Below are 21,957 nucleotides of genomic sequence, written 5' to 3' on the forward strand. Positions count from 1 at the left end.
CGCCCCGTCACCCTGCCCTGGCCACCTTGAGCACGCCCTGCTCGCGGTACAGTCTGAACGACGCCGAGTAGCTGTTCCCACCGGGCCGCCGGGCATCGGTAAAGAAAGTTTCCACCTGGATACCATATTGGCCGCCCGCGTTAAACGGATAACCGAAATCAGGAATACAGCGGCCGGAAAGTACAGGAATAGGCGCCACGCTGGCGTCTGCAGCCAAGTATTTGCGGAAAATGCGGCCCTCAGCATCAACGATTTGTAATCCGTTCAGGTATTCATTTTTCCCTGCCGGGATAGACACGCACAGACGGTTATCTTTAATAGTCACGTCGGCAGGCTGGATATCCAGCAGCCTGGACTCGCAGGCGACCAGCAGCACAGCGCTACAGACCACAATGGTTAATTTGATATTTAGCACAATGGTGAGTCCTTACCCGAATTTATAAATTTTCCACATTATTTTCAGATAATGTATTTAATTTTTTTATTTATCTGAGAAATAATGAGAGCGAGTCGATATTCAGGTTCAACGAAAGAGAAAATATATTGCCATACGTTAGCCTAGCCGTATATTAAAACCTATCTATCAAACAGGAAGATAGGATTAAGGATGAGTAAAAAAAAGGACATCATTGATGGACGGGATTACGGTAGATCCAACGGATTGATTTACACCGAAGTTCTTGGATGGATTGATTTAGGTCATGCGCGGGGCAATGACATCAGGGGATTGATGCGAAAAATTAACGCTGGTGAATCTTCCGGACAGGATGAATACAATGTTACGTATTCACAATCGATGACCGATCCCACCTACACCATTAAAATGGGTAAATTCATTACCTGGCGCATTAAGAGGGGGCGTTCATATAATGAACGACAAAGTATTGCTCTCGCGATGATGACAACACTAGCGCGAAAGTTTGAAGCATTCCAATCATCATTCCCCATCAACCTAGTGACGGACAGCGGTTTTAGTGGTGAAGATCTGGTTTCCGACTTACTGGGTTTCTATCGCGTGATGTCTATTCACAACCCATTTCCACTGCTGCGCCCTGTCAGTAAAGCAGAAGCTCTAAAACGTTGGGATCACTATGGTCCGATTGGATCGTTCAAAAACACCTGTTTCTTGCCAATATTATTCCCTGACCCGGTCAGATACCCCCATGCCAAACCACGTCTGGGAGAATTGCCCCCTTTTATGAAGACAATCCGGCCTTATAGCGATTTCAAATCTGGCAACGTTGTAGTAGCGTCTCGCAATGGCTCATTTATCGACAGAGCACGAGGGGGAATCTTGCCATTATGAAAAAGTCGTCGAAAATCGTTGGCATCGTGGCAGTGCTGATTGTCGCGGGGTTGCTCTATTCCTGGCCGTTAATCCAGATGGAGTTTGCCGGCAGTGCACACTATACCGAGCAGGATCAGCGAGAGTATGCATTTTATACCCCAGATATCCTGAAAAAAATGCCACGAATCTCCCCGCGTTATGACTTTGACTTCGCCAACATTACAGGTCCTTCAACGCATGTGTACGCCGTAAACTTTTACGCGACTGAGGATACCAGCAAAATTGATAATTACCTGACATCCATTGGCTACCAGCGTCAGGATAACTGTAATATTGACAATGAATGCTGGAAAGGCAAAGACCCCGTGGAAACGGTCATGGTCATGAAACTGAAAAGTGAAAAAGGTGTCGTTGTGCAAGTAGTCTATGATTTCACATCATAATTTTCCGGTATCTTAACGGACACTTCGCGCCTCCTGCAGGAGGCGCTTCCGCCCCGCTACTCCATGCCCGGCGTCGGCCTCACCGCGTGGGCCGCCGGCCGGCGGCGCAGGCGATACAGATAGATGCCCGCCAGCAGCAGGGTAAACGGGATGCCGAACCACAGCGTCATATGGAAAAAGTCGGTAAAGGCGGTGGAGATCATCAGCGCCAGCATCAGCCCCGCCCCGAGCAACGTGGTATAGGGGAAGCCCCACATGCGGAACTTCAGATGCGTCCCGCCGTGATGGCGACGGAAAAACAGGTGAGTGATAAAAATCATCAGCCAGGTGAAACAGGCGCCGAACACCGATATCGACATCATCGCGGCGAAGGACTGTTCCGGCGCCACCAGGCTCAGCACAATCGACACCACAATGCCGATGCATGACATCGCCAGCGCGTTGAGCGGGATTCCGCGCTTGCTGACCCGCCCCAGCGCCGCCGGCGCCTGCCCGGCGCGCGCCAGCGAAAACATCATGCGGGTAGTGATATACAGCTGGCTGTTCATCGCCGACAGGGCGGCAATCAGCACGACAAAGTTGAAGATACCGCCGGCCGCCGGCAGGTGGATGACGTTCATCGCCACCAGAAACGGGCTTTCCCCGGTACCGGACTGGCGCCAGGGCACAATCGCCAGCATCAGCGCAATCGACAGCATATAGAAGATAAACAGCCGTAAGATAGTGCCCTTAAAGGCGCTGCGTACCGCCACCACCGGATTTTTCGCCTCGCCGGCGGCTACCGCAATCATCTCAATGCTCAGGTAGCTGAAGATCGACACGATCACCGCAAACCACATGCCGCTCAGGCCAAACGGGAAAAAGCCGCCGCCGGCGGTAAAGTTGTGCAGGCCAAAATGCGGGTTGGCGGAAAAGATCAGGATGCCGACGCCGATGGCGATAAACGCACCAATCGCCAGCACCTTGATGGCCGACAGCGCATACTCCACCTGGCCGAAAGACTTCACGCCGACCAGATTAATGACGACCACCGCGGCGGAGAACAGCAGCACCCACGGCCAGGCCGGCGTATCCGGGAACCAGAACTGCATATACATGCCGATGGCGGTCACCTCGGTGCCCACCGCCAGCACCACGCACGACCAGTAGGAGTAACGCACTAAAAAACCGCACAGCGGGCTGAGGTAAAACTCCGCGTAATCGCCGAACGAACCGGAGGTCGGGTGCTGCGAGGTCATCTCCGCCAGGCAGCCCATCAGCAGCAGCGCCACCACGCCGCCAATCAGGTAGCTCAGCAGTACGCTCGGCCCGGCCATCTGTATCGCGTAAGCGCTGCCGAGAAACAGGCCGGTGCCTATCGCGCCGCCGATGGCCAGCATCGACATCTGCCCGGCCGTCAGCTGCTTTTTCAGCCCGCCCTGCCGCCGGGCGATTTCATCAAAACGCGCCTGATCTTTCATCGTTAATCCACCTTGTTCACACGCTGCGGGAAACGGCCAGAATGGCGTCGGCGACATAGTCGATATTGTTCAGGTTCAGGCCCGGCAGGCACATGCGGCCGGGCGCCACCAGGTAGATGGCGTAGCGCCGCCGCAGCGTCTCCAACTGCTGCGGATTGAGGCCGGTGTAGCTGAACATGCCGCGCTGGTCGCGAATTCGCCGGTAGTCCAGCGCCGAACCGCCCTGCTCAAGCCCGCTGGCCAGCCGCAGGCGCATCTGACGGATGCGATCGCGCATGGCGTCAAGTTCGCTGCGCCACAGGTGACGCAGTGCATCATCCGTCAGAATGGTTTCCATAATTCGGCCGCCGTGGGTCGGCGGGCAGGAGTAGCTGCGGCGGATCAGGGTTTTCAGCGCGCCTTGCGCATTCGACGCCGTCTGCGCATCGCCGCAGCACAGCGTCAACGCCCCCAGCCGCAGGCCGTACAGCGCCGCGTTTTTGGAAAATGAGTTGGCGATCAGGCAGTCCAGCCCGGCCCGATGCGCCGCGCGCAGCGCATAGGCGTCCTGCTCCAGACCGTCGCCGAATCCCTGATAGGCGATGTCAAACAGCGGCAGCAGGCGACGCTGCTGCATCACCTCAATCACCGTGCGCCACTGCGCCGGCGTCAGATCGGTGCCGGTCGGGTTATGGCAGCAGGGATGCAATAACACCACCGCCCCGGCCGGCAGGCCGTTGAAGCACTCCAGCATCGCCTCAAAGCGCAGCTCGCCGGCGATATCGTCAAAATAGGGATAGCTGTGCGTTTGCAGGCCGGCGCCGGCGAAAATCGCCCCGTGGTTGGCCCAGGTCGGGTCTGACAGCCAGATCTCCTCGCGGGAAAGATAATCACGCAGAAAATCCGCCGCCAGCTTTAGCGCCCCGGAACCACCGACCGTCTGCACCGTCGCCAGTCCGCATGCGGAGACCTCCTCGCCCAGCAGCAGACGCTGTACCTGCGCGGCAAAGGCCGCGCTGCCTTCAATCGGCGGATAACCGTGCGGATGACCCTGCGTCAGTAAGCGTTGCTCCGCCTGCCGCACCGCCTGCATCAGCGGGATATTGCCCTGTCCGTCGTAATACAGGCCGATACCTAAATTAACCTTTTGCGGATTATCATCCCGTAAATAGGCCTCCATTAACGACATAATAGGATCGGCGGCGGAAGGTTGCAGATGTGCGAACATAGTTATCCTTAGCCCATCATTAATGGGCCGGCAGGTAAATGGAATAAATAACGCCGCCAAATAAAAATGGCACGGCGTTAATAAGCAGATTATTTAAATAACTTAATCGCAGGCGCTGACGGTAATTTCTATTTTCATTCCCGGCACCACCAGTTTATCGACAATGACCGTCGAACGGTTGGGATAAGGCGGATTAAAATAGCGTTTATATATTTCATCGAGCAGTTTGACGTCATTCACGTCGGTCAGATAAATAATCACCTGCAGCACGTTATCGCTGTGGCTGTTGGCGGCGCGCAGCGTTTGCGCCAGATTATCGAACGTCAGCGCTATCTGCCGCTCCGCCGCGCCGGTTTCAATCGTGCCGTCCGCACGCACCGGGCCGTGGGCGGTAAACAGCATACCGCCGCCGCGTGTCGCCCATGAAAAGGGCTGCCCGATATCCGGCAGCCCGGTGTCGACGATGGTTCTCATCGGCCATCTTCCCCCTGTTGCAGTAGATGAATCAACGCCCCGTCGGCGGCAAACAGCGCGTCCAGCACGTTGTAATGATTGGCGCCGGCCACCGCCTGCAGCCCGACCGACAAGCCCTGCTGACGCAGCGCCTGGCAGTAGTGTTCGCTTTGGCCGATCAGCTCCGGCAGCTCCTGCGCGCCGTAGAACAGCGTCATCGGCGTAAGCCGTGCGGGAATATGCCGCGCCGGGCTGAGCGCGGCAATTTCGGCCGCCGTCAGCTGCAGGCGGTGGTTGACGTAGGTAGACAGCAGCGGCTCCAGCTCAAAGATACCGCTGATCGGGAATACCGCATCCGCCAGCGGATGCTGCTGCCAGCGGGCAACCAGCTGCCCGCCGGCCGAATGCCCGGCCAGATAGACCGGCCCGCACGGCGGTCGCTGCGCCAGCCGGCGTTGGATCTCGCTCAGCGCCGCGCCGATTTCCCCGTCGATATCCGTCAGCGTCGCCTGCGGCGCATGGCTATACTCCACCAACACCACGTCCAGCCCCAGAGTCAGCGGCACCGCAGCGATAAAGGCAAAATCTTCTTTATTACAAAATTGCCAGTAACCGCCGTGAATAAATATCAGCGTGCCGACAACCGAATGGGGAGAATATAGCCAATCAATGGTTTGACGCAGCAATTCTCCATAGGGAATATCACCGTCAAAATTGAATCTTTGATAAATCTCGCGGCTGCGGTGCTGAAATGAAGCCAGAATTTCCGCCTCATTATCCACCGTAGTGCCATTATCATAACTCCCCGGCATTAGTTTCATATATTGAACTTTGTTTATTATTTAATATATGGATTAACTATTAGCAACCGGTCAAAATGTTGTCAAGAAGTGAACAAACGCAATGCGCGTCCGGTAGAATAAAATAAATGATTGCGCGATAAAGTTTTACCGGTGAAACTTTTTTCCGCAAATCAGCCAATAAATACCTGCGACATCGCGTCGTCATCATATTGCTTAACTGTGATTGCGGTCGCTGACTAAAACAGCGCTAAGTGTTTGAATGGTCACTATACGCATTTTTGCCCTGGCGGCGATGCCTCTCGCTTAAAACACTTGCTATCACGGCTGATTTTGCGGCATTTTTACTCAAGCAAGCCTGACGCTACCGAACCTATAAGCATTGATGAGTGCCCTGATGATTAGATGGCCATGGAAAACCACGCCCTCCCCGGCGCTGACGCCCGCCCAATGGCAGGAAGCGCTGGCAATTCCGTTGCTGATGCCGCTTGATGACGATGAATGCCGCCGACTGGCGGCGCTTGCCGAGAAACTGCTGCAGCAAAAGCGCATCGTGCCGCTGCAGGAGCTGCCGCTGACGCCGCTGATGCAGATGCGCATTGCCCTGCTGTTCGCCCTGCCGGTGCTGGAGCTGGGCGTCGACGTTCTGGACGGCTTCAATGAAATCCTGCTGTATCCTTCCCCGTTTGTGGTGGAAGAAGAGTGGCAGGACGATCTGGGGCTGGTGCATTCCGGGCCGGTGGTGCAGTCCGGGCAGAGCTGGGAGCAAGGCCCCATCGTGCTGAACTGGCAGGACGTGCAGGACTCGTTCGATCTGTCCGGCTTTAACCTGGTGATCCACGAAGCGACGCATAAGCTGGATATGCGCAACGGCGGCGTCGCCAACGGCGTACCACCGATGCCGCTGCGCGAGGTGGCGGCCTGGGAGCACGAACTGCACGGCGCGATGGACGCCATTCAGGACGAGATCGATCTGGTCGGCGAGGAAGCCGCCAGCATCGACGCCTATGCCGCCAGCGATCCCGCCGAGTGCTTTGCGGTGCTGTCGGAATATTTCTTCAGCGCGCCGGATCTGCTGGCCCAGCGTTTCCCCACGCTATACCCGCAGTTTTGCCGCTTCTACCGCCAGGATCCGCTGGCGCGGCTGCAGCGCTGGCAGAGCGAACACGGCGGCGGCGAGGCCTAACTACGCCCGCCCTGCTCAGTTGCTGAGCAGTTGAATCAAAAGCGCTAAATTAGCGTTGACACACCCGGAGCGGCTGGATATGATGCGCCCCGTTCACACGATTCCTCTGTAGTTCAGTCGGTAGAACGGCGGACTGTTAATCCGTATGTCACTGGTTCGAGTCCAGTCAGAGGAGCCATATTTAGAGAAGCCCGCTTAAGGAAACTTAAGCGGGCTTTTTGCTTTTCCATTTCTCTGTGCCGGCAGATGCCCCGGCAATCGACGTTATCTTCAGCCGTTCGGTATCAAACAACAGTTCCCGCCTCCCCTGCCGCCAGCGGTAAGTCTTCGCCCTCGGCGCGCTTTTTAGCCGCCAAGGCGACACGTTAACTTAGTCACAATTTTTTAACTTCTCTGCGACATCCCCTTGACTGTTTAACGGTCTGTCGTAAAACTCACAAAAAAGTAAAACGTTTTACTTTTATTCAGGCATCGCGGTATCTATGCATTTTCCGTGATATTTCCGGGGGTTAAAACACTACTGGGATTCATCATGAAACACGTAGAAGAGTATGACAGTTCACTGGCCGGCGCTGACGTTACGCCGGGCCAGCCTCAGACAGAAATCTCGCCACTGGCGAGTGGCGCGATCAAAAAAGCTCGGATGCGTTTAATGCCGCTGATCCTGATGATGTATCTGCTGGCGTTTATTGATCGCTCCAATATCGGCATGGCGGCATTAACCATGAACCACGCTCTCGGGTTAACGCCGGAGCAGTTTGGTTTTGCCGTCGGCATTTTCTCTTTTGGCTATATCCTGTTTGAGATCCCCAGCAATGTGCTGCTGGAACGCTACGGCGCGCGCTTTTGGCTGGCCAGGATAATGATCACCTGGGGCGTGATTTCCATGGCGATGGCCTTTGCCCAAGGGGTGGTCAGCCTCAGTATTTTGCGCTTTTTACTCGGCGTGGCCGAAGCGGGTCTGGCGCCGGGCATTATTTTCTATCTCACCACCTGGTTTCCTAAACAGGAGCTGGCCAAGGTATTTTCCATTTACTACCTGGGGGTGCCGCTGGCGGCGATTATCGCCAACCCCCTCTCCGGCTATATTCTGGACAATTTTCATCAGGTCGGCGGCCTGGAAAGCTGGCAGTGGCTGTTTTTACTTGAAGGCTGCCCGCCGGTCATTTTATCGCTGATTGTCTTTCTTTACCTCACCGACGAACCGGCCAAGGCTTCCTGGCTCAGTTCTGAAGAGCGCCGGGCCTACCAGACGCTGATGGAAAAAGAGCGGCAGGCGACATTAGCGGTCGGCCACGCCGGCTTAAAGGCGATGTTCAAGGATCGCCGCGTCTGGGTTTTAGGCATGGCTTACTTCTTTACGGTGATTGGCCTGACCGGCCTCGGCTTTTGGATGCCGCAATTTATTAAGCGCTTTGATTACTCTGATACCGTGGTCGGACTGCTGGGCACCATTCCCTATATTGTTGGCGCCGTCGTGATGTGCTGGTGGTCAAACCATTCTGATAAAACCAATGAGCGCACCTGGCATTTCATCCTGCCTTCGCTGCTGTTTTCTGTCGGATTTGTGGTTGCCGCCATCAGTGATTCGCCGGTGATTTCCATGCTGGGGCTGACGCTGTCGACCGTCGGCATGCTGTCGTGCGTCCCGACGTTCTATACCCTGCCCGCCTCTTTCCTGACCCGCCAAGGTTCGGCCGGCGGTCTGGCGTTGATTAATTCCATCGGCAATATCGGCGGTTTTTTCGGCCCCTTCCTGGTGGGGCTCACCATCTCCCTTAGCGGTAAATCGCAAAATGGTCTCTACCTGTTATCGATTCTGGTGCTGTTTTCGCCGTTACTGATTTATCTCCTGAGTAAAAGCCGCCGCCAGGTCGCTGGCTGGCGTTAAATCCGACACATCACACCTTGTAAAGGAGTAGCACATGAACTTAGCAGCATTGTTAGCCGAGCGCGCCGGTGCCGTAAAATCAGGTTCCGCGCAGCCCGTCCGGGTTGGCATTATCGGCGCAGGTAAATTTGGCTCGATGGTCCTTGCCCAGTTACGCCATCTTGCCGGCTTGCAGGTGGTGGCCGTCGCCGATCTTGATGTGAAAAAAGCACGGACGGCGCTGGCGCGTGTCGGCTGGCCGGATTCCCAGTATCAGGCCGCAAATATTGAGGCGGCACTGCGCGAAGGATCAACCTGCGTGGTTGAGGACGCGGAAGAGCTGTTCCGCTGTGAGCAGATTGACTGTATTGTCGAAGCGACGGGACACCCGCTGGCAGGCACGCGTCACGCGCTCCATGCCGTCGAACATGGCAAGCACGTGGTGATGGTGAATGTCGAAGCCGATGTCTTGTGCGGGCCGTTGATCGCCGAACGTGCGCGTAAAAACGGCGTCATTTACAGCATGGCTTACGGGGATCAGCCGGCCATTATTTGTGAGCTGGTGGACTGGGCCAGGGCCTGCGGATTTGACATCGTGGCCGCAGGTAAAGGCATGAATTTTGAACCGCGCTATCGCTACTCCACGCCCGATACCGTGTGGGGGTTTTTCGGCTGGAGCGAAGAGGAAGTGGCGGCCGGCGACTTCAACCCCAAGATGTACAACTCTTTCACCGACGGCACCAAAGCGGCGATTGAAATGGCGGCGGTGGCCAACGCCACCGGGCTGGACTGCCCCGATAACGGGCTGGCTTTCCCCCCTGCCGGCGTGCATGACCTGGCGCGCGTGTTCTCACCGGAATCTGACGGCGGGCGGCTGAGCCGCAGCGGTCTGGTCGACATTGCCGCCAGCCAGGAGCCGGACGGGCGGGAAGTGCTCAACAACATCCGCTACGGCGTATTTGTCACCTTTAAAGCCAAAGATGAGTACAGCCGCGCCTGTTTCAAACAGTATGGCTTGCTGACAGACCCCAGCGGATGGTATGCCTCCATGTGGCGCCCCTTCCACCTGATTGGCCTTGAGACCAGCATCAGCATTCTTTCTGCGGTGTTGCGCGGAGAGGCCACCGGTTCGGCATTAAGCTTCCGGGGCGATGCGGTGGCGACCGCCAAGCGCGATCTGAAAGCCGGAGAAATGCTGGATGGCGAAGGTGGCTTCACCGTCTGGGCCAATGCGCTGCCGGCCAGCATCAGCGTGGCGCAGGATCTCTTGCCGATGGGGCTGGCGCACCACGTCCGTCTGGTTCGCGATGTTGCCAAAAACCAGGCGGTGCGCTTCTCCGATGTTCAGTTTGACAACAATCTGGATATCGTCGAGCTGCGTAAGCAGATGGTCAGTCTGGCAGGCTTATAAATAACGGCATGACCCGCTGCGCTATACGGCGCGGCGGTTATCTCAGGAGGAAACATGGCAGCCGAAACACGCATTGGATTGTTAGGGACCGGACTCATGGGGCAACCGGTGGCGAGACGCCTCGCCGCCGCCGGTTATACCGTCACGGTGTGGAATCGCTCCAGGGAAAAAGCGCGCGCCCTGAAGGAATATGGTATTGCAGTCGCGGACTCCTCCGCCCAGTTGCTGGCCGGCAGTCAGGTCATCATCTGTTTATTAAGCGATGCGCAGGCCTGCAATGAGGTGATTTTCGACGCTAACGCGCTGCGGCATATCGCCAACGGCACGGTGATTGTCATGATGAGCACCCTGTCGCCCGCGATAGTGATGGAGCAGCAACGTCAGGCAATGAGCGCGCAGGCTGAGTATATCGATATGCCGGTGTCCGGCGGCACGGCGGGAGCAGAAAACGGTACGTTATCATTAATGGCCGGCGGTAATGCTGAGGACATCGATCGCCTGCGCCCCCTGCTCGCTCATCTGGGAACCGTCACGCGTATCGGTGACGTCGGAGCCGGGCAGTTGGCTAAACTCGCCAATCAGATCATTGTCGCAGGCACCCTGAGTTTATTGTCGGAAGCCTTTACGCTCGCCCAGCGAGGCGGCGCCGACCCGGCAAAAGTACGCGAAGCACTGCTGGGCGGATTTGCCGATTCGACCCTGCTGCAGCAACACGGCGCGCGGATGGTGAACGAGGACTTTAAGGCGCGCGGTGCGGCAAAGTGGCAGCTCAAAGACACGCGCAGCGCTGTGGCGCTGGCTCAGCAACTGGGTCTGACACTACCGCTGACGGAAAAAATAAATACGCTCTTCAGCCAGATGATTGCCGCCGGCGACGGGGAACTGGATCACTGCGCCATTATCAGGCAAATCCGGCGGTTGAACGGTTCGCCTATTTAATCCGGAGCACGCTCTCGCGCTTGATTAACCGGCTGTTGAGTTCACAGGGTTCCTGCTTCTCGCCAGACAGGCTGGATAACGCCTTATCGGCCAGCGCTTCCAGCGGATGTTTGATAACGCTGATGGACGGACTCAGTAACCGGCTCCAGTGGCTGTCGTGATAAACAATCAGCGACAGATCTTCCGGGACGGCAAGTTTCAGCGCCCGGATGCGCGACATAATCATCGGCGCAATTGAAGTATTGCCGATAATAATGGCCGTCGGCGGGTTCTGCAGCGCCAGCAGCTCGTCAAGCGCCTGGCTGGCAAGCGGATCGCGAAAGTTCTTCACCACCGCATACTGCGGCTCCCAGCCAATGCCGCTGGCTTGCAATCCTTGCTGGTACCCCTCCAGCCTCTGCAAAGAGGTTGACGTGTTCAGCGGCCCGCTGATCCAGCCAATGCGCCGATGTCCCTGCCGGGCAAGATAGCAGGTGGCCTCACGGGCAGAAGCTTCATTATTAAAACCAATGACGCTGGCGTGCGCCACGTCCTTGAGATAGCGATCGATGAAGATCACCGCGATCCCCATTTCGCTGATGGATTGCCACATATCGCTGTTGTCGCTGGTCGGCGTGGCGATGATGGCCTTTACCCGTTTTTGCATCAGCATTTCCAGGCTTTCCCGCTCCAGCTGCGGATCCTCCTGGGTGGTGACCAAAATGACATTCATCGCCATTTCTCTGGCGCGACGGACAATAAGATCGGCAATTTCAGCGAAAAAATCGTTGGCGATATCTGCCACCACCAGGCCAATGGTGTTATTCAAACTGGTTTTTAGCTCACGGGCGGCGCTCTGCGGGGTATAGTTCAGCGTTTGCATGGCTTTGAGAATACGCTGGCGGGTGCGTTCAGACACGGAGCCAGAGCCAGGGTTCAACACCCGGGAAACCACGCCGATCGACACCTCCGCCAAGGCTGCGACCTCTTTGATGGTACTTTTCTTTTTACCTGTCAATGTAATACTCAGCCTCGCATCATTCGCCCGGATAAGCTCATGGTAGATTAATCACCTGACAAGATAAATGTTCTTGCATCATCATCATGGTTTACAAGGCGCCGGGTTGAATGATGCCGTTTGCAGGACAGGCGGGCAATTAGCCAGTGACCCGCCAAAGCACTCCCGTTCAGATCGCCATAATTGGAAAAGCCCGCTCAAGAGAACGTGAGCGGGCCTGATTACGCTTGACCCGGCGCGTTAACCGGGTGCCTGTAGTTAGAAGGAGACCGTCAGCTGTGCATTGACCGAGTTGGCCTGCAGCTGCGAGCCGTACTGTCCCTGATAGGACACCCCGACACGCGTCGAACGCGTCAGCGGCACGTCCAGACCGACGCCCACCACCGCCACGTCCTTATCCACCGGCGCGCCCTTGCTGGTGAAGCTGTCGCCGGTGGCGAACGCCATCCGCGCCGAAGTGTCCGTGTCGCCGTAGGCGTGCTGCCAGCCCAGATTGCCGTGCAGCGTGACGTCAACGCCCGAGACCGGGATATCCGTCGCACCACGCAGGCCCAGCGTCGAGTAGAAAGTGTTCATCGTCTCATCCTGCACGCTCAACGCCGCCGCGCCGCCCTGCTCCTGCACCGCATCCGTATGCAGACGCACGTAGCTCAGGTTGACGAACGGCTCCACGCTCGATGACTCATAGCGCAGCCGGTAGCCCAGCTCCGTAAACGCCTGCAGCGTATTACCGTCGTAATCCCCCTTCAGCCGGTCGCGATAGCCGCCGAAGCCGACGTTGCGCTCGCTCTCAATCCGGTGCCAGCTGTAGCCCAGGCCGCCGCGCAGCGCCAGCGCATCCCGCTGCCCCGCGCCATACAGACCCAGGTGGTAGTTGTTGCTGTGGCCCGACGACGCACGGCTGTCAACGTCGAAATGGGTACGGCTGTAGCCCGCGTAGGCGCCGGCGCGCACCCCCTCGCTCAGTTCACGGTCTGCCCCCACCAGAAAACCGCCGGTGTTGCTGTCCAGCTTGCCGGTGTTGCCGTCGCCCTTGCTGCGCGTCCAGCTGCCGAACATCTGTCCCCAGGCCCCGTTGCGCTCGCGCTCCGGACCCTGCACCAGACTCATCGCCAGCGGCGGCACCGTCAGGCTGTCGCCGTCGAACATCGTCTGCATATGCTGGTTCACCACGCTGCCTACCAGCGTGCCGCTCTGCTGCAGGCTCGACTGCACCGACGCATACTGTTCACCGGACAGCTGGTTAAACGCCTCGCGCGCCTGTCCTGCGTTCAACATCAGCAGCGAGTTATACAGGCCGAGCGACGGCCCCTGCTGCGCCAGCGAGCTCAGCGCACCGGCGGTGTTCCACTGGTTGTCGCTGGTTGCCACCGTCTGGAAGATGCCCGGTGCGTTCGGGTTACCACCGATATCGCCGTCGTCACCGCCGCCGGTATTGCCTCCATCACCGCCACCGGTATGGCCGTCATCACCGCCGCCGGTATGGCCGTCGTCACCACCGCCGGTATCGCCGTCGTCACCACCGCCGGTATCGCCGTCGTCACCACCGCCGGTATCGCCGTCATCACCGCCGCCGGTATGGCCGTCGTCACCACCGCCGGTGTCTTTCTGCCGGATGGTCAGATCGACGTTTTGCCGGTCGCGCGTCAGCGCCGTCTCTAAAAAGGCCGAGTCCAGTACCGCTTCGCTGAACATGCCTTTAATACCGTCGCCAGAAGTTAAAATGCGATAGGTTTGTCCATCCTGATAGCTGCTATGCGGATCGAGTGCGTTAACCAGCACTTTAACGTTCTTGCCAATAGTCGTTTCACCCTGCATCCCCACCGTATCGCTGCGGCCGTCCGCGGCAATATCTACGTCGTAGAACGCGCCGTCCTTGAAGGTCAGGTAGCTCCTGACGGTCAGTTTACCGATGTCGCCGTCGCCGGGGGAAAGATGGCCGCCACGTTCCACCACCGTACGGCCAATGGTCGCATTGCCGCCCAGAACGCCGCCGGATTCAACAAACAGCGAACTGGAAAAACCCGGATTGCCCAGCGATTGCTCGATAAATGCACCCACGGTGCCGTTGAGAATCAGCGTACCGCCATCTTCCACACGCAGCTCCTGGTACCTCGGGTAAAAACTAATATTGGTCGCCATGTCGCCGTTAACCGTCAACTTGCCGCCCTTCACGAAAATATACCCATTGTATCCGGTAAGATCGCCGCTCAGCGTCGTCTGACCGGCCACATTAACCATCGTGCCGTCGCCGTTGACGGTATTGGCAAATTGGTAATCGCTTGCAGTGTGATTAAAGATGATGGAGCGCTGCATACCCATATTGTAGGTTAAGGTATCCACCACAATGTTCGGGTCCAGGATGCCTGGCGCCTGCGCCTCACCCAACGCCGGCAGCGTCCAGATCTCATGACCATTGACATCCGTAGGTGAATAACCGTCAAAATAGCCGCGGCTGCCGATAATCAGCGCCGTATTCAGCGCTAGTTTACTGCCGTCGTTGCTGAAACGGCCATTGTTGGCTAATGACAGCACGCCCACTCCGCTGAATCCCCGAGAGTGCAGGTGCGCCCCGTCACCGCTGATATAAATCTCTGACGTTTTTTTACTGTCCCAAGGATGGTCGGCCACCACCAATTCGCCGGCGGTCACCTGCGCGCCATCCAGCACGTCCAGCTCCCCGGCCAGCGCCAATTGGTTGCCTACCTGCCATGCACTGTCTTTACCGGCAATGGCCACTTTCGGGCTGTATCGGTAGTCGGTATTGTTCGGGCCGTAGCTCACCGTGGCATCGCCGGTGACCAGCCGGGCGCCATTTTCCACCCGCACCGTCGCCTGCGGCTGGCTCTCGGAGCCGACCACCAGTTTTTTGGCGCTGAAGGTGCCGCCGTCAATCAGTAAATGACTGACCTTATCCTGCCCGACGCTGGCCGTACCGCCATAGGAAACCGAATGGGAAATATGCCGGCTACCGTCAAGCAGCGCATCGCCGATGGGCCCGAGCTGCTTCACGATCAGATCGACAAACTGCTTGCCGTGCTCAAGCGTTGCGTCTAAAAACGCCGAGTCCAGCACTGCGGCGCTGAACGTGCCGGCGATATCCTTTTCAGAAGTGAGTATGCGGTAGGTTTGCCCGTCCTGATAGCTGACGTTCGGGTCAAGGGCATTGACCTGTACCTTGACGTTTTTGCCGATAGTGGTCTGGCCTAACACCGCCGTGCTGTCGCTGCGGCCGTCCGCGGCAATATCCACGTCGTAGAAGGCGCCATCGTTAAAGGTCAGATAACTGTTGATATCAAACTTGCCGATACCGCCGTCGCCGGGGGAGAGATGGCCGCCGTTTTCCACCACCGTGCGGCCAATGGTCGCATCGCCGCCCAGTACGCCGCCGGGCTCAACAAACAGTGAGGTCGAAAAGCCGACATTGCGGGCAAACATTCCCATGGTGCCATTAAGGATCAGCGTTCCGCCGTCCTCAACGCGCAGTTTATGCTCTTTTAACAACTGATAATCAGGATTAGTGCCCAGATCGGTATTGATGGTCAGCTTACCCTCTTTGACGAACACATCGCCAAAGTAATTGCCGAGATCGCCCGTCAATATCGTCTGACCGGCGACATTAGCCATTACACCGCTGCCGGTGAGGGTATTGCCGAATGCATAATCATCCGCGGTATGGTTAAAAATAATGGTCGGCGCGGTCAGGGCAATGCCCGGATCAAGGATGCCGGGCGCTTGCGCCCCACCCAGCATAGGCGGCGTCCAACTGTTATCATCATCTGCAGGCACATGACCGTCAAAATAACCACGGCTACCGATAATCAGCGCCGTTTTCAGCGCCAGCCTGCCGCCGTCGTTGCTGAAACGGCCATTGTCAGCTAATGACAGGACATCAATATCGCTGCGCCCCCGGGAATGCAGGCGTGAGCCTTCACCGCTGACGTAAATATCCGAACTTTTTGTGCCGTTCCAGGGCCGGTCGGCCACCGCCAGCTCGCCAGCCGTCACCTGCGCGCCGTCCAGCACGTCCAGCTTGCCGGCCAGCGCCAGCCGGTTGGCAATCTGCCATTCGCTGCCGTTACCGGCGACGGCCACTTTCGGGCCGTATCGGTAGTCGGTATCGTCCGGGCCGTAGTTCACCGTGGCATCATCGGTGACCAGGTGGGCGCCGTTCTCCACCCGCACCGTCGCCTGCGGCTGGCTCTCGGAGCCGACCACCAGTTTTTTGGCGCTGAAGGTGCCGCCGTCAATCAGTAAATCGCTGACCTGATTCTGCCCGACGCTGACCGTACCGCCGTAGGAGACCGACTGGGAGATATGCCGGCTGCCATCAAGAATCGCATCGCCGACGGGCTGGAGCTGCTTAATAATCAGATCGATAAACTGCTTGCCGTGCTCAAGCGTTGCGTCTAAAAACGCCGAGTCCAGCACCGCGGCGCTGAACGTGCCGGCGATATCCTTTTCAGAGGTGAGGATGCGGTAAGTTTGTCCATCCTGATAGCTGGCATGCGGGTCAAGGGCATTGACCTGAACCTTGACGTCCTTGCCGATGGTGGTCTGGCCCAATACCGCCGTACTGTCGCTGCGGCCGTCCGCGGCGATATCCACATCATAGAGCGCGCCGTCGTTAAAGGTCAGATAGCTGTTGATATCAAACTTGCCGATGCCGCCGTCGCCGGGGGAAAAATGTCCGTCACGCTCCACCACCGTGCGGCCGATGGTCGCATTGCCGCCCAGTACGCCGCCGGATTCAACAAACAGCGAGGTTGAAAAACCGATATTGCGCGCAAATCTCCCTATCGTGCCGTTAAGGATCAACGTCCCGCCATCTTCGGCATAGAGATGCTGCGTTCTGATCAGCAGGTCATCTTCCGTGCCGATATCGGTATTAACCGTCAGCTTGCCGTCTTTGGCGAAAATGTGCCCGTTATAACGACTAAGATCGCCGGTTAACTCCGTATTTCCGGCAACATTCGCTATTGCCCCGTCGCCGATGATGGCATTCACAAAGCGGTAACCATCTGCGGTATGGTTAAAGGTAATAGAATTCGACATTCCCATATTATACGTGCCGGTATCCACCACGATGTCGGCATCCAGCACACCGAGCGCCTGCGCCGGCCCCGACGTCGACAGCCGCCATACCTCACCGTTTTCATCCTGGGACGGAGTACCATCCAGGCTGCCGATAATAAATGCGCCGTTCACATATACCGGGTTAACATCGCTGCTAAAGCGCCCGCGTTCGGATAAAGCCAGCACATCAGCCGGAGGCTCCCCAGTAACATGCAAACTCGAACCAACGCCGCTGACATAAGCTTCCGTCGACTCGCCGCCCTGTCCATCATGACCAAAACCCAGCGGCTCAAGGTTCATCACCTTGCCGTTCAAAACGTCAAAGCCCCCCTGAAAGTTAGCGAGACGCCGTTCATTGCCATACATGCCGTCAACATCGCCCGCGCGTCCCGCTCTATCCTCTGCCTTAATATTTTCCGCATAGGACGCGCTGATATTACCCGCCAGCGTCAACGCCGCCGCCAGTGCAATATACAACCGCGACAGCCGGGTTTTGACCGGTAACGATGGATGCCCCCAGAGCTTCTCCATATACCATCCCTCTCTTTGATTATTATTGCGCCGCCAACCGCGGCACAATAAGGCTGGCATAGGAACGGGGAATGCGCCACGCGGGCGCCGGAATTCAGAATAGGATTGTTTGAAATAAAAAGGGCTGCCGGAGAATCCGGCAGCCCGCACCTGTAAATACGGCGGGTTAGAACGAGACCGTCAGCTGTGCATTGACCGAGTTGGCCTGCAGCTGCGAGCCGTACTGTCCCTGATAGGACACCCCGACACGCGTCGAACGCGTCAGCGGCACGTCCAGACCGACGCCGACCACCGCCACGTCCTTATCCACCGGCGCGCCCTTGGTGGCAAAGCTGTCGCCGGTGGTGAACGCCATCCGCGCCGAGGTGTCCGTGTCGCCGTAGGCGTGCTGCCAGCCCAGATTGCCGTGCAGCGTGACGTCAACGCCCGAGACCGGGATATCCGTCGCACCGCGCAGGCCCAGCGTCGAGTAGAAGGTGTTCATCGTCTCATCCTGCACGCTCAACGCCGCCGCGCCGCCCTGCTCCTGCACCGCATCCGTATGCAGACGCACGTAGCTCAGGTTGACGAACGGCTCCACGCTCGATGACTCATAGCGCAGCCGGTAGCCCAGCTCCGTAAACGCCTGCAGCGTATTACCGTCGTAATCCCCCTTCAGCCGGTCGCTATAGCCGCCGAAGCCGACGTTGCGCTCGCTCTCAATCCGGTGCCAGCTGTAGCCCAGGCCGCCGCGCAGCGCCAGCGCATCGCGCTGCCCCGCGCCATACAGACCCAGGTGGTAGTTGTTGCTGTGGCCCGACGACGCACGGCTGTCAACGTCGAAATGGGTACGACTGTAGCCCGCGTAGGCGCCGGCGCGCACCCCGTCGCTCAGCTCACGGTCCGCCCCCACCAGGAAGCCGCCGGTGTTGCTGTCCAGCTTGCCGGTGTTGCCGTCGCCCTTGCTGCGCGTCCAGCTGCCGAACATCTGTCCCCAGGCGCCGTTGCGCTCGCGCTCCGGACCCTGCACCAGACTCATCGCCAGCGGCGGCACCGTCAGGCTGTCGCCGTCGAACATCGTCTGCATATGCTGGTTCACCACGCTGCCCACCAGCGTACCGCTCTGCAGCAGGCTCGCCTGCACCGACGCATACTGCTCGCCGGACAGCTGGTTAAACGCCTCGCGCGCCTGCCCCGCATTCAGCATCAGCAGCGAGTTGTACAGGCCGAGCGACGGCCCCTGCTGCGCCAGCGAGCTCAGCGCACCGGCGGTGTTCCACTGGTTGTCGCTGGTCGCCACCGTCTGGAAGATGCCTGGCACGTCCGGTTTACCGCCGCCGATATCGCCGTCGTCACCGCCGCCGGTATGGCCGTCATCACCGCCGCCGGTATGGCCGTCATCACCACCGCCGGTATGGCCGTCATCACCGCCGCCGGTATGGCCGTCATCACCACCGCCGGTATGGCCGTCATCACCACCGCCGGTATGGCCGTCGTCACCACCGCCGGTATGGCCGTCATCACCGCCACCGGTATGGCCGTCGTCACCGCCGCCGGTCTCTTTCTGCCGGATGGTCAGATCGACGTTTTGATGATCGCGCGTCAACTCCGTGTCCAAAAAGGCCGAATCCAGCACCGCTTCACTGAACATACCGTTAACGCCGCCGCCGGCGGTCAGAATGCGGTAGGTTTGCCCATCCTGATAGCTGGTGTGCGGATCAAGGGTATTGACCAGCACCTTGACGTTCTTGTCGATATAAGCGCCGCCCTGCGACCTCACATAGTCGCTGCGGCCATCCGCGGCGATATCAACGTCATAAAACGCGCCCTCATTGAAGCCCAAATTACTCTTAATGATAAATTGACCGATAGCGTTATTGTCAGGATCCCCGGGGGAAAGATGGCTTCCGCGCCCGATACTCACCCGGCCTGTCGTCGCATTACCGCGCAGTACACTGCCGCCGCCTACGAACAATGCCGTTGAAAAATCCGTAAACCCTGGAGAAATCTCGATGATATGCCCCACATTACCGTTAAGCAGCAGCGTTCCGCCGTTCTCTACCGCCAACCCTTGTAGTTTTTCGGACTCCTCCACGTTCGTGCCTACATCACCGTCAATCGTTAACTTGCCGCCCTTCACGAAAATGCGCCCGCCGTATTGCGAGAGATCGCCGGTCAGCGTGGTCTGCCCGGCCACGTTGGCCATCGATCCACTGCCGATGATGGTATTGGCGAACTGATAGTCGTCCGACGTATGGTTAAAAATAATCGACCCCCGCATACCCCGATGGTCGGTTGGCGTGGTGATCACAATATCGCGGTCAATCACGCCGGGCGCCTGCGCCTCGCCCAGCGTAGGCAGCGGCCAGATCTCGCGGCCGTAAGGGCCATCCGCCGAATAGCCGTCAAAAGAGGCGCGGCTGCCGATCACCAGCGCGCTGCGCGGCGTTAACTGTTTATTATCGTTACTGAAGCGCCCGCCGTTCGCCAGCGCCAGCACATCGGCGTCGGTAGTTCCACGGGTGTGCAGATGCGAGCCTTCACCGCTGACGTAAATATCCGCAGACTTTTTCGCCTCGGCGGGACGTTCAGAGGCCAGCAGATCGCCGACGCTCACCTGCGCGCCGTCCAGCACGTCCAACTTGCCGGCAAGCGACAGCCAGTCATTGACCCGCCATTCGCTGCCTTTACCGCTGATAGTCGCCATCGGCCGGTGTTGATAGTCGGCATCATCCAGACCGTAGTCGATCCTTGCCCGTTCGGTCACCAATTTAGCGCCGTTTTCCACCCGCACCGCCGCCTGCGACTGGCGTTCAGAGCCGATAATCAGCTTTTTAGCGCTGAACGTACCGCCGTCTATCAACCACTCGCTGGCTTTATCCTGACCCATACTGACCGCGCCGGCATAGGAGACCGACTGAGAAACGTGGCGATCGCCGTCCAGCGTCACATCGCCGCCGGGGGTAATTTGTTTAATCAGCAGATCGATAAACTGCTGGCCGCGTTTAAAGGTCGCTTCCAGAAAGGCCGAATCCAGCACCGCTTCGCTGAACATGCCGGCAATATCTTTTTCGGAGGTGAGTATGCGGTAGGTCTGTTCATCCTGATAGCTGGTGTAGGGATCCAGCATATTCACCAGCACCTTCACGTTGTTGCCGATCGTCGTCTGGCCGACCACCGCCATGGTATCGCTGCGGCCGTCGGCGGCGATATCCACGTCATAAAACGCGCCGTCTTTAAAGGTCAGATAGCTGTTAATGTCGAACTTGCCCGTGCTGCCGTCGCCGGGAGCAATATGGCCGCCGCCCTCGATAATCGTACGGCCGATGGTCGCATCGCCGCCCAGCCTCGCGCCGGGATCAACAAACAGCGAAGTGGTAAAACCGATGCCGCGGCCAAATCCCCCGATGGTGCCGTTGAGGATCAGCGTACCGCCTCGCTCAACGTATAGACCTTGATAAGGAGGATCAATCTTGTAGCGCCCCACATCAGAGTTAATCGTCAGCTTGCCGCCTTTGACGAAGATATCGCCATGGAAATTGCTGAGATCGCCGGACATGGTGGTATTGCCGGCAAAATTGGCTATCGACGCATGTCCCTCGTCGTCCCTGACGCTGTTGACAAACTGATAGTCATCCGCAGTATGGTTGAAGATGAGGGAGTTCCAGCGCCCGCCCAAATACGTATCCCGATCAAAGAAGACGACAATATTAGGATCCAATACGCCGGGCGCCTGCGCTTCCCCCAGGGTAAAAATATCCCACCCTTTCTCCACCACATCCTCATCATCCTGCGCATGGCCATCCAGGGTGCCACGACTGCCTATTATCAGGCCGCCATGGATTTCTAACGCATTACTCGCGCTGCTAAAACGGCCATGATCGGACAGCGAGAGGATTTCCATCCTTGGATAATTTTCTATTTGTAGATGCGAACCGCTGCCGCTGACGACAATTTCCGTCGAACTGTTAGTGCCAACAAACGAGCCTGATGCTTCCAGCCGGCCGACGCTCATCACGCCGCCATCCAGCACATACAGCCCGTCGCTGATCGCCAACGCATCACTAACCCGCCACTCGCTGCCCTTACCGCTGACCTTACCTAACGATGCAAAGTCCACCTCTCTGATCCGCTTTTCGCCGTTTTCGACGCTGATGTTTTCCGCATAGGCCGCGCCGACCGTGCCGGCCAGCGTCAGCGCCGCCGTCAGCGCGACATACAGCCGCGACAGCCGGGTTTTGACCGGTAACGATGGATGCCCCCAGAGCTTCTCCATATACCCTCCCTCTTTTTGATTATTATTGCGCCGCCAACCGC

General features: G+C 57.9%; 14 protein-coding genes and 1 tRNA gene. 7 read left to right on the forward strand and 8 right to left on the reverse strand.

Annotated features, from left to right (window positions below):
• Window positions 1–7: 7 nt before the first annotated feature.
• Complete coding sequence (locus TAN611_RS14920) at window positions 8–415, reverse strand: putative T6SS immunity periplasmic lipoprotein (protein ID WP_203066650.1); 408 nt, start codon at window positions 413–415, stop codon at window positions 8–10.
• Window positions 416–607: 192 nt separating this feature from the next.
• Between TAN611_RS14920 and TAN611_RS14925 the strand changes: the two genes are divergently transcribed.
• The gene (locus TAN611_RS14925; RefSeq protein WP_187044451.1) at window positions 608–1,306 is read left to right on the forward strand and encodes a hypothetical protein; all 699 of its coding nucleotides are present in this window, start codon (window positions 608–610) and stop codon (window positions 1,304–1,306) included.
• Complete coding sequence (locus tag TAN611_RS14930) at window positions 1,303–1,731, forward strand: hypothetical protein (protein ID WP_203066651.1); 429 nt, start codon at window positions 1,303–1,305, stop codon at window positions 1,729–1,731. Before TAN611_RS14925 ends, TAN611_RS14930 begins: the two co-directional genes overlap by 4 nt.
• Window positions 1,732–1,787: 56 nt before the next feature.
• Here TAN611_RS14930 and TAN611_RS14935 read toward each other — a convergent pair whose 3' ends face one another.
• The 4 genes from TAN611_RS14935 to TAN611_RS14950 all read right to left on the reverse strand — a co-directional run bounded on the left by TAN611_RS14935 (window position 1,788) and on the right by TAN611_RS14950 (window position 5,672).
• Window positions 1,788–3,191, reverse strand: coding sequence for an amino acid permease (locus TAN611_RS14935; protein WP_111736820.1), 1,404 nt, complete (start codon window positions 3,189–3,191; stop codon window positions 1,788–1,790).
• 16 nt (window positions 3,192–3,207) lie between these two features.
• Window positions 3,208–4,398, reverse strand: a complete 1,191-nt coding sequence (locus TAN611_RS14940) for an amino acid aminotransferase (protein WP_203066652.1) — start codon at window positions 4,396–4,398, stop codon at window positions 3,208–3,210.
• Window positions 4,399–4,500: 102 nt separating this feature from the next.
• Window positions 4,501–4,872 carry a RidA family protein gene (locus TAN611_RS14945; RefSeq protein ID WP_187044450.1) on the reverse strand — a complete coding sequence of 124 codons (372 nt, stop codon included), beginning with the start codon at window positions 4,870–4,872 and terminating at the stop codon, window positions 4,501–4,503.
• Window positions 4,869–5,672, reverse strand: coding sequence for an alpha/beta hydrolase (locus TAN611_RS14950; RefSeq protein WP_203066653.1), 804 nt, complete (start codon window positions 5,670–5,672; stop codon window positions 4,869–4,871). The genes TAN611_RS14945 and TAN611_RS14950 overlap by 4 nt, the downstream gene beginning before the upstream one ends.
• Before the next feature lie 376 nt (window positions 5,673–6,048).
• Between TAN611_RS14950 and mtfA the strand changes: the two genes are divergently transcribed.
• The 5 genes from mtfA (at window position 6,049) to TAN611_RS14975 (ending at window position 11,057) form a co-directional block, all read left to right on the forward strand.
• Window positions 6,049–6,837, forward strand: a complete 789-nt coding sequence (gene mtfA / locus TAN611_RS14955) for a DgsA anti-repressor MtfA (protein WP_203066654.1) — start codon at window positions 6,049–6,051, stop codon at window positions 6,835–6,837.
• A gap of 102 nt (window positions 6,838–6,939) precedes the next feature.
• Window positions 6,940–7,015 (forward strand) — tRNA-Asn (locus TAN611_RS14960).
• Between the two features lie 354 nt (window positions 7,016–7,369).
• Window positions 7,370–8,728 (forward strand): MFS transporter, encoded by a 1,359-nt coding sequence (locus TAN611_RS14965; RefSeq protein WP_160030607.1) that lies wholly within the window; start codon window positions 7,370–7,372, stop codon window positions 8,726–8,728.
• A 34-nt stretch (window positions 8,729–8,762) separates the two neighbouring features.
• Window positions 8,763–10,118, forward strand: a complete 1,356-nt coding sequence (locus tag TAN611_RS14970; protein WP_160030606.1) for an NAD(P)H-dependent oxidoreductase — start codon at window positions 8,763–8,765, stop codon at window positions 10,116–10,118.
• A gap of 54 nt (window positions 10,119–10,172) precedes the next feature.
• Window positions 10,173–11,057, forward strand: a complete 885-nt coding sequence (locus TAN611_RS14975; RefSeq protein WP_203066655.1) for an NAD(P)-dependent oxidoreductase — start codon at window positions 10,173–10,175, stop codon at window positions 11,055–11,057.
• Here the strand turns inward: TAN611_RS14975 and TAN611_RS14980 are convergent.
• The 3 genes from TAN611_RS14980 to TAN611_RS14990 all read right to left on the reverse strand — a co-directional run bounded on the left by TAN611_RS14980 (window position 11,050) and on the right by TAN611_RS14990 (window position 21,916).
• Entirely contained in the window at window positions 11,050–12,054 is a 1,005-nt protein-coding gene (locus tag TAN611_RS14980; RefSeq protein ID WP_160030604.1) for a LacI family DNA-binding transcriptional regulator, read from the reverse strand. The two genes, TAN611_RS14975 and TAN611_RS14980, sit on opposite strands and share 8 nt — an antisense overlap.
• 258 nt (window positions 12,055–12,312) lie before the next feature.
• Window positions 12,313–17,661 (reverse strand): autotransporter domain-containing protein, encoded by a 5,349-nt coding sequence (locus TAN611_RS14985; RefSeq protein ID WP_203066656.1) that lies wholly within the window; start codon window positions 17,659–17,661, stop codon window positions 12,313–12,315.
• A gap of 166 nt (window positions 17,662–17,827) precedes the next feature.
• On the reverse strand, window positions 17,828–21,916 hold the full coding sequence (locus TAN611_RS14990; RefSeq protein WP_203066657.1) for an autotransporter domain-containing protein: 4,089 nt from the start codon (window positions 21,914–21,916) through the stop codon (window positions 17,828–17,830).
• Window positions 21,917–21,957 lie beyond the last annotated feature (41 nt).

The sequence above is a fragment of the Serratia sp. Tan611 genome, from assembly GCF_905188235.1.
GTDB lineage: Bacteria > Pseudomonadota > Gammaproteobacteria > Enterobacterales > Enterobacteriaceae > Serratia_B > Serratia_B rhizosphaerae.

Excerpts from the sequence above, each read along its gene's own strand:
- TAN611_RS14965 (WP_160030607.1), top strand. The coding sequence starts at position 7,370 with ATGAAACACGTAGAAGAGTATGACAGTTCACTGGCCGGCGCTGACGTT.
- TAN611_RS14950 (WP_203066653.1), bottom strand. The coding sequence starts at position 5,672 with ATGAAACTAATGCCGGGGAGTTATGATAATGGCACTACGGTGGATAAT.
- TAN611_RS14975 (WP_203066655.1), top strand. The coding sequence starts at position 10,173 with ATGGCAGCCGAAACACGCATTGGATTGTTAGGGACCGGACTCATGGGG.
- TAN611_RS14985 (WP_203066656.1), bottom strand. The coding sequence starts at position 17,661 with ATGGAGAAGCTCTGGGGGCATCCATCGTTACCGGTCAAAACCCGGCTG.
- TAN611_RS14940 (WP_203066652.1), bottom strand. The coding sequence starts at position 4,398 with ATGTTCGCACATCTGCAACCTTCCGCCGCCGATCCTATTATGTCGTTA.
- TAN611_RS14945 (WP_187044450.1), bottom strand. The coding sequence starts at position 4,872 with ATGAGAACCATCGTCGACACCGGGCTGCCGGATATCGGGCAGCCCTTT.
- TAN611_RS14935 (WP_111736820.1), bottom strand. The coding sequence starts at position 3,191 with ATGAAAGATCAGGCGCGTTTTGATGAAATCGCCCGGCGGCAGGGCGGG.
- mtfA (WP_203066654.1), top strand. The coding sequence starts at position 6,049 with ATGATTAGATGGCCATGGAAAACCACGCCCTCCCCGGCGCTGACGCCC.
- TAN611_RS14970 (WP_160030606.1), top strand. The coding sequence starts at position 8,763 with ATGAACTTAGCAGCATTGTTAGCCGAGCGCGCCGGTGCCGTAAAATCA.
- TAN611_RS14930 (WP_203066651.1), top strand. The coding sequence starts at position 1,303 with ATGAAAAAGTCGTCGAAAATCGTTGGCATCGTGGCAGTGCTGATTGTC.
- TAN611_RS14925 (WP_187044451.1), top strand. The coding sequence starts at position 608 with ATGAGTAAAAAAAAGGACATCATTGATGGACGGGATTACGGTAGATCC.
- TAN611_RS14990 (WP_203066657.1), bottom strand. The coding sequence starts at position 21,916 with ATGGAGAAGCTCTGGGGGCATCCATCGTTACCGGTCAAAACCCGGCTG.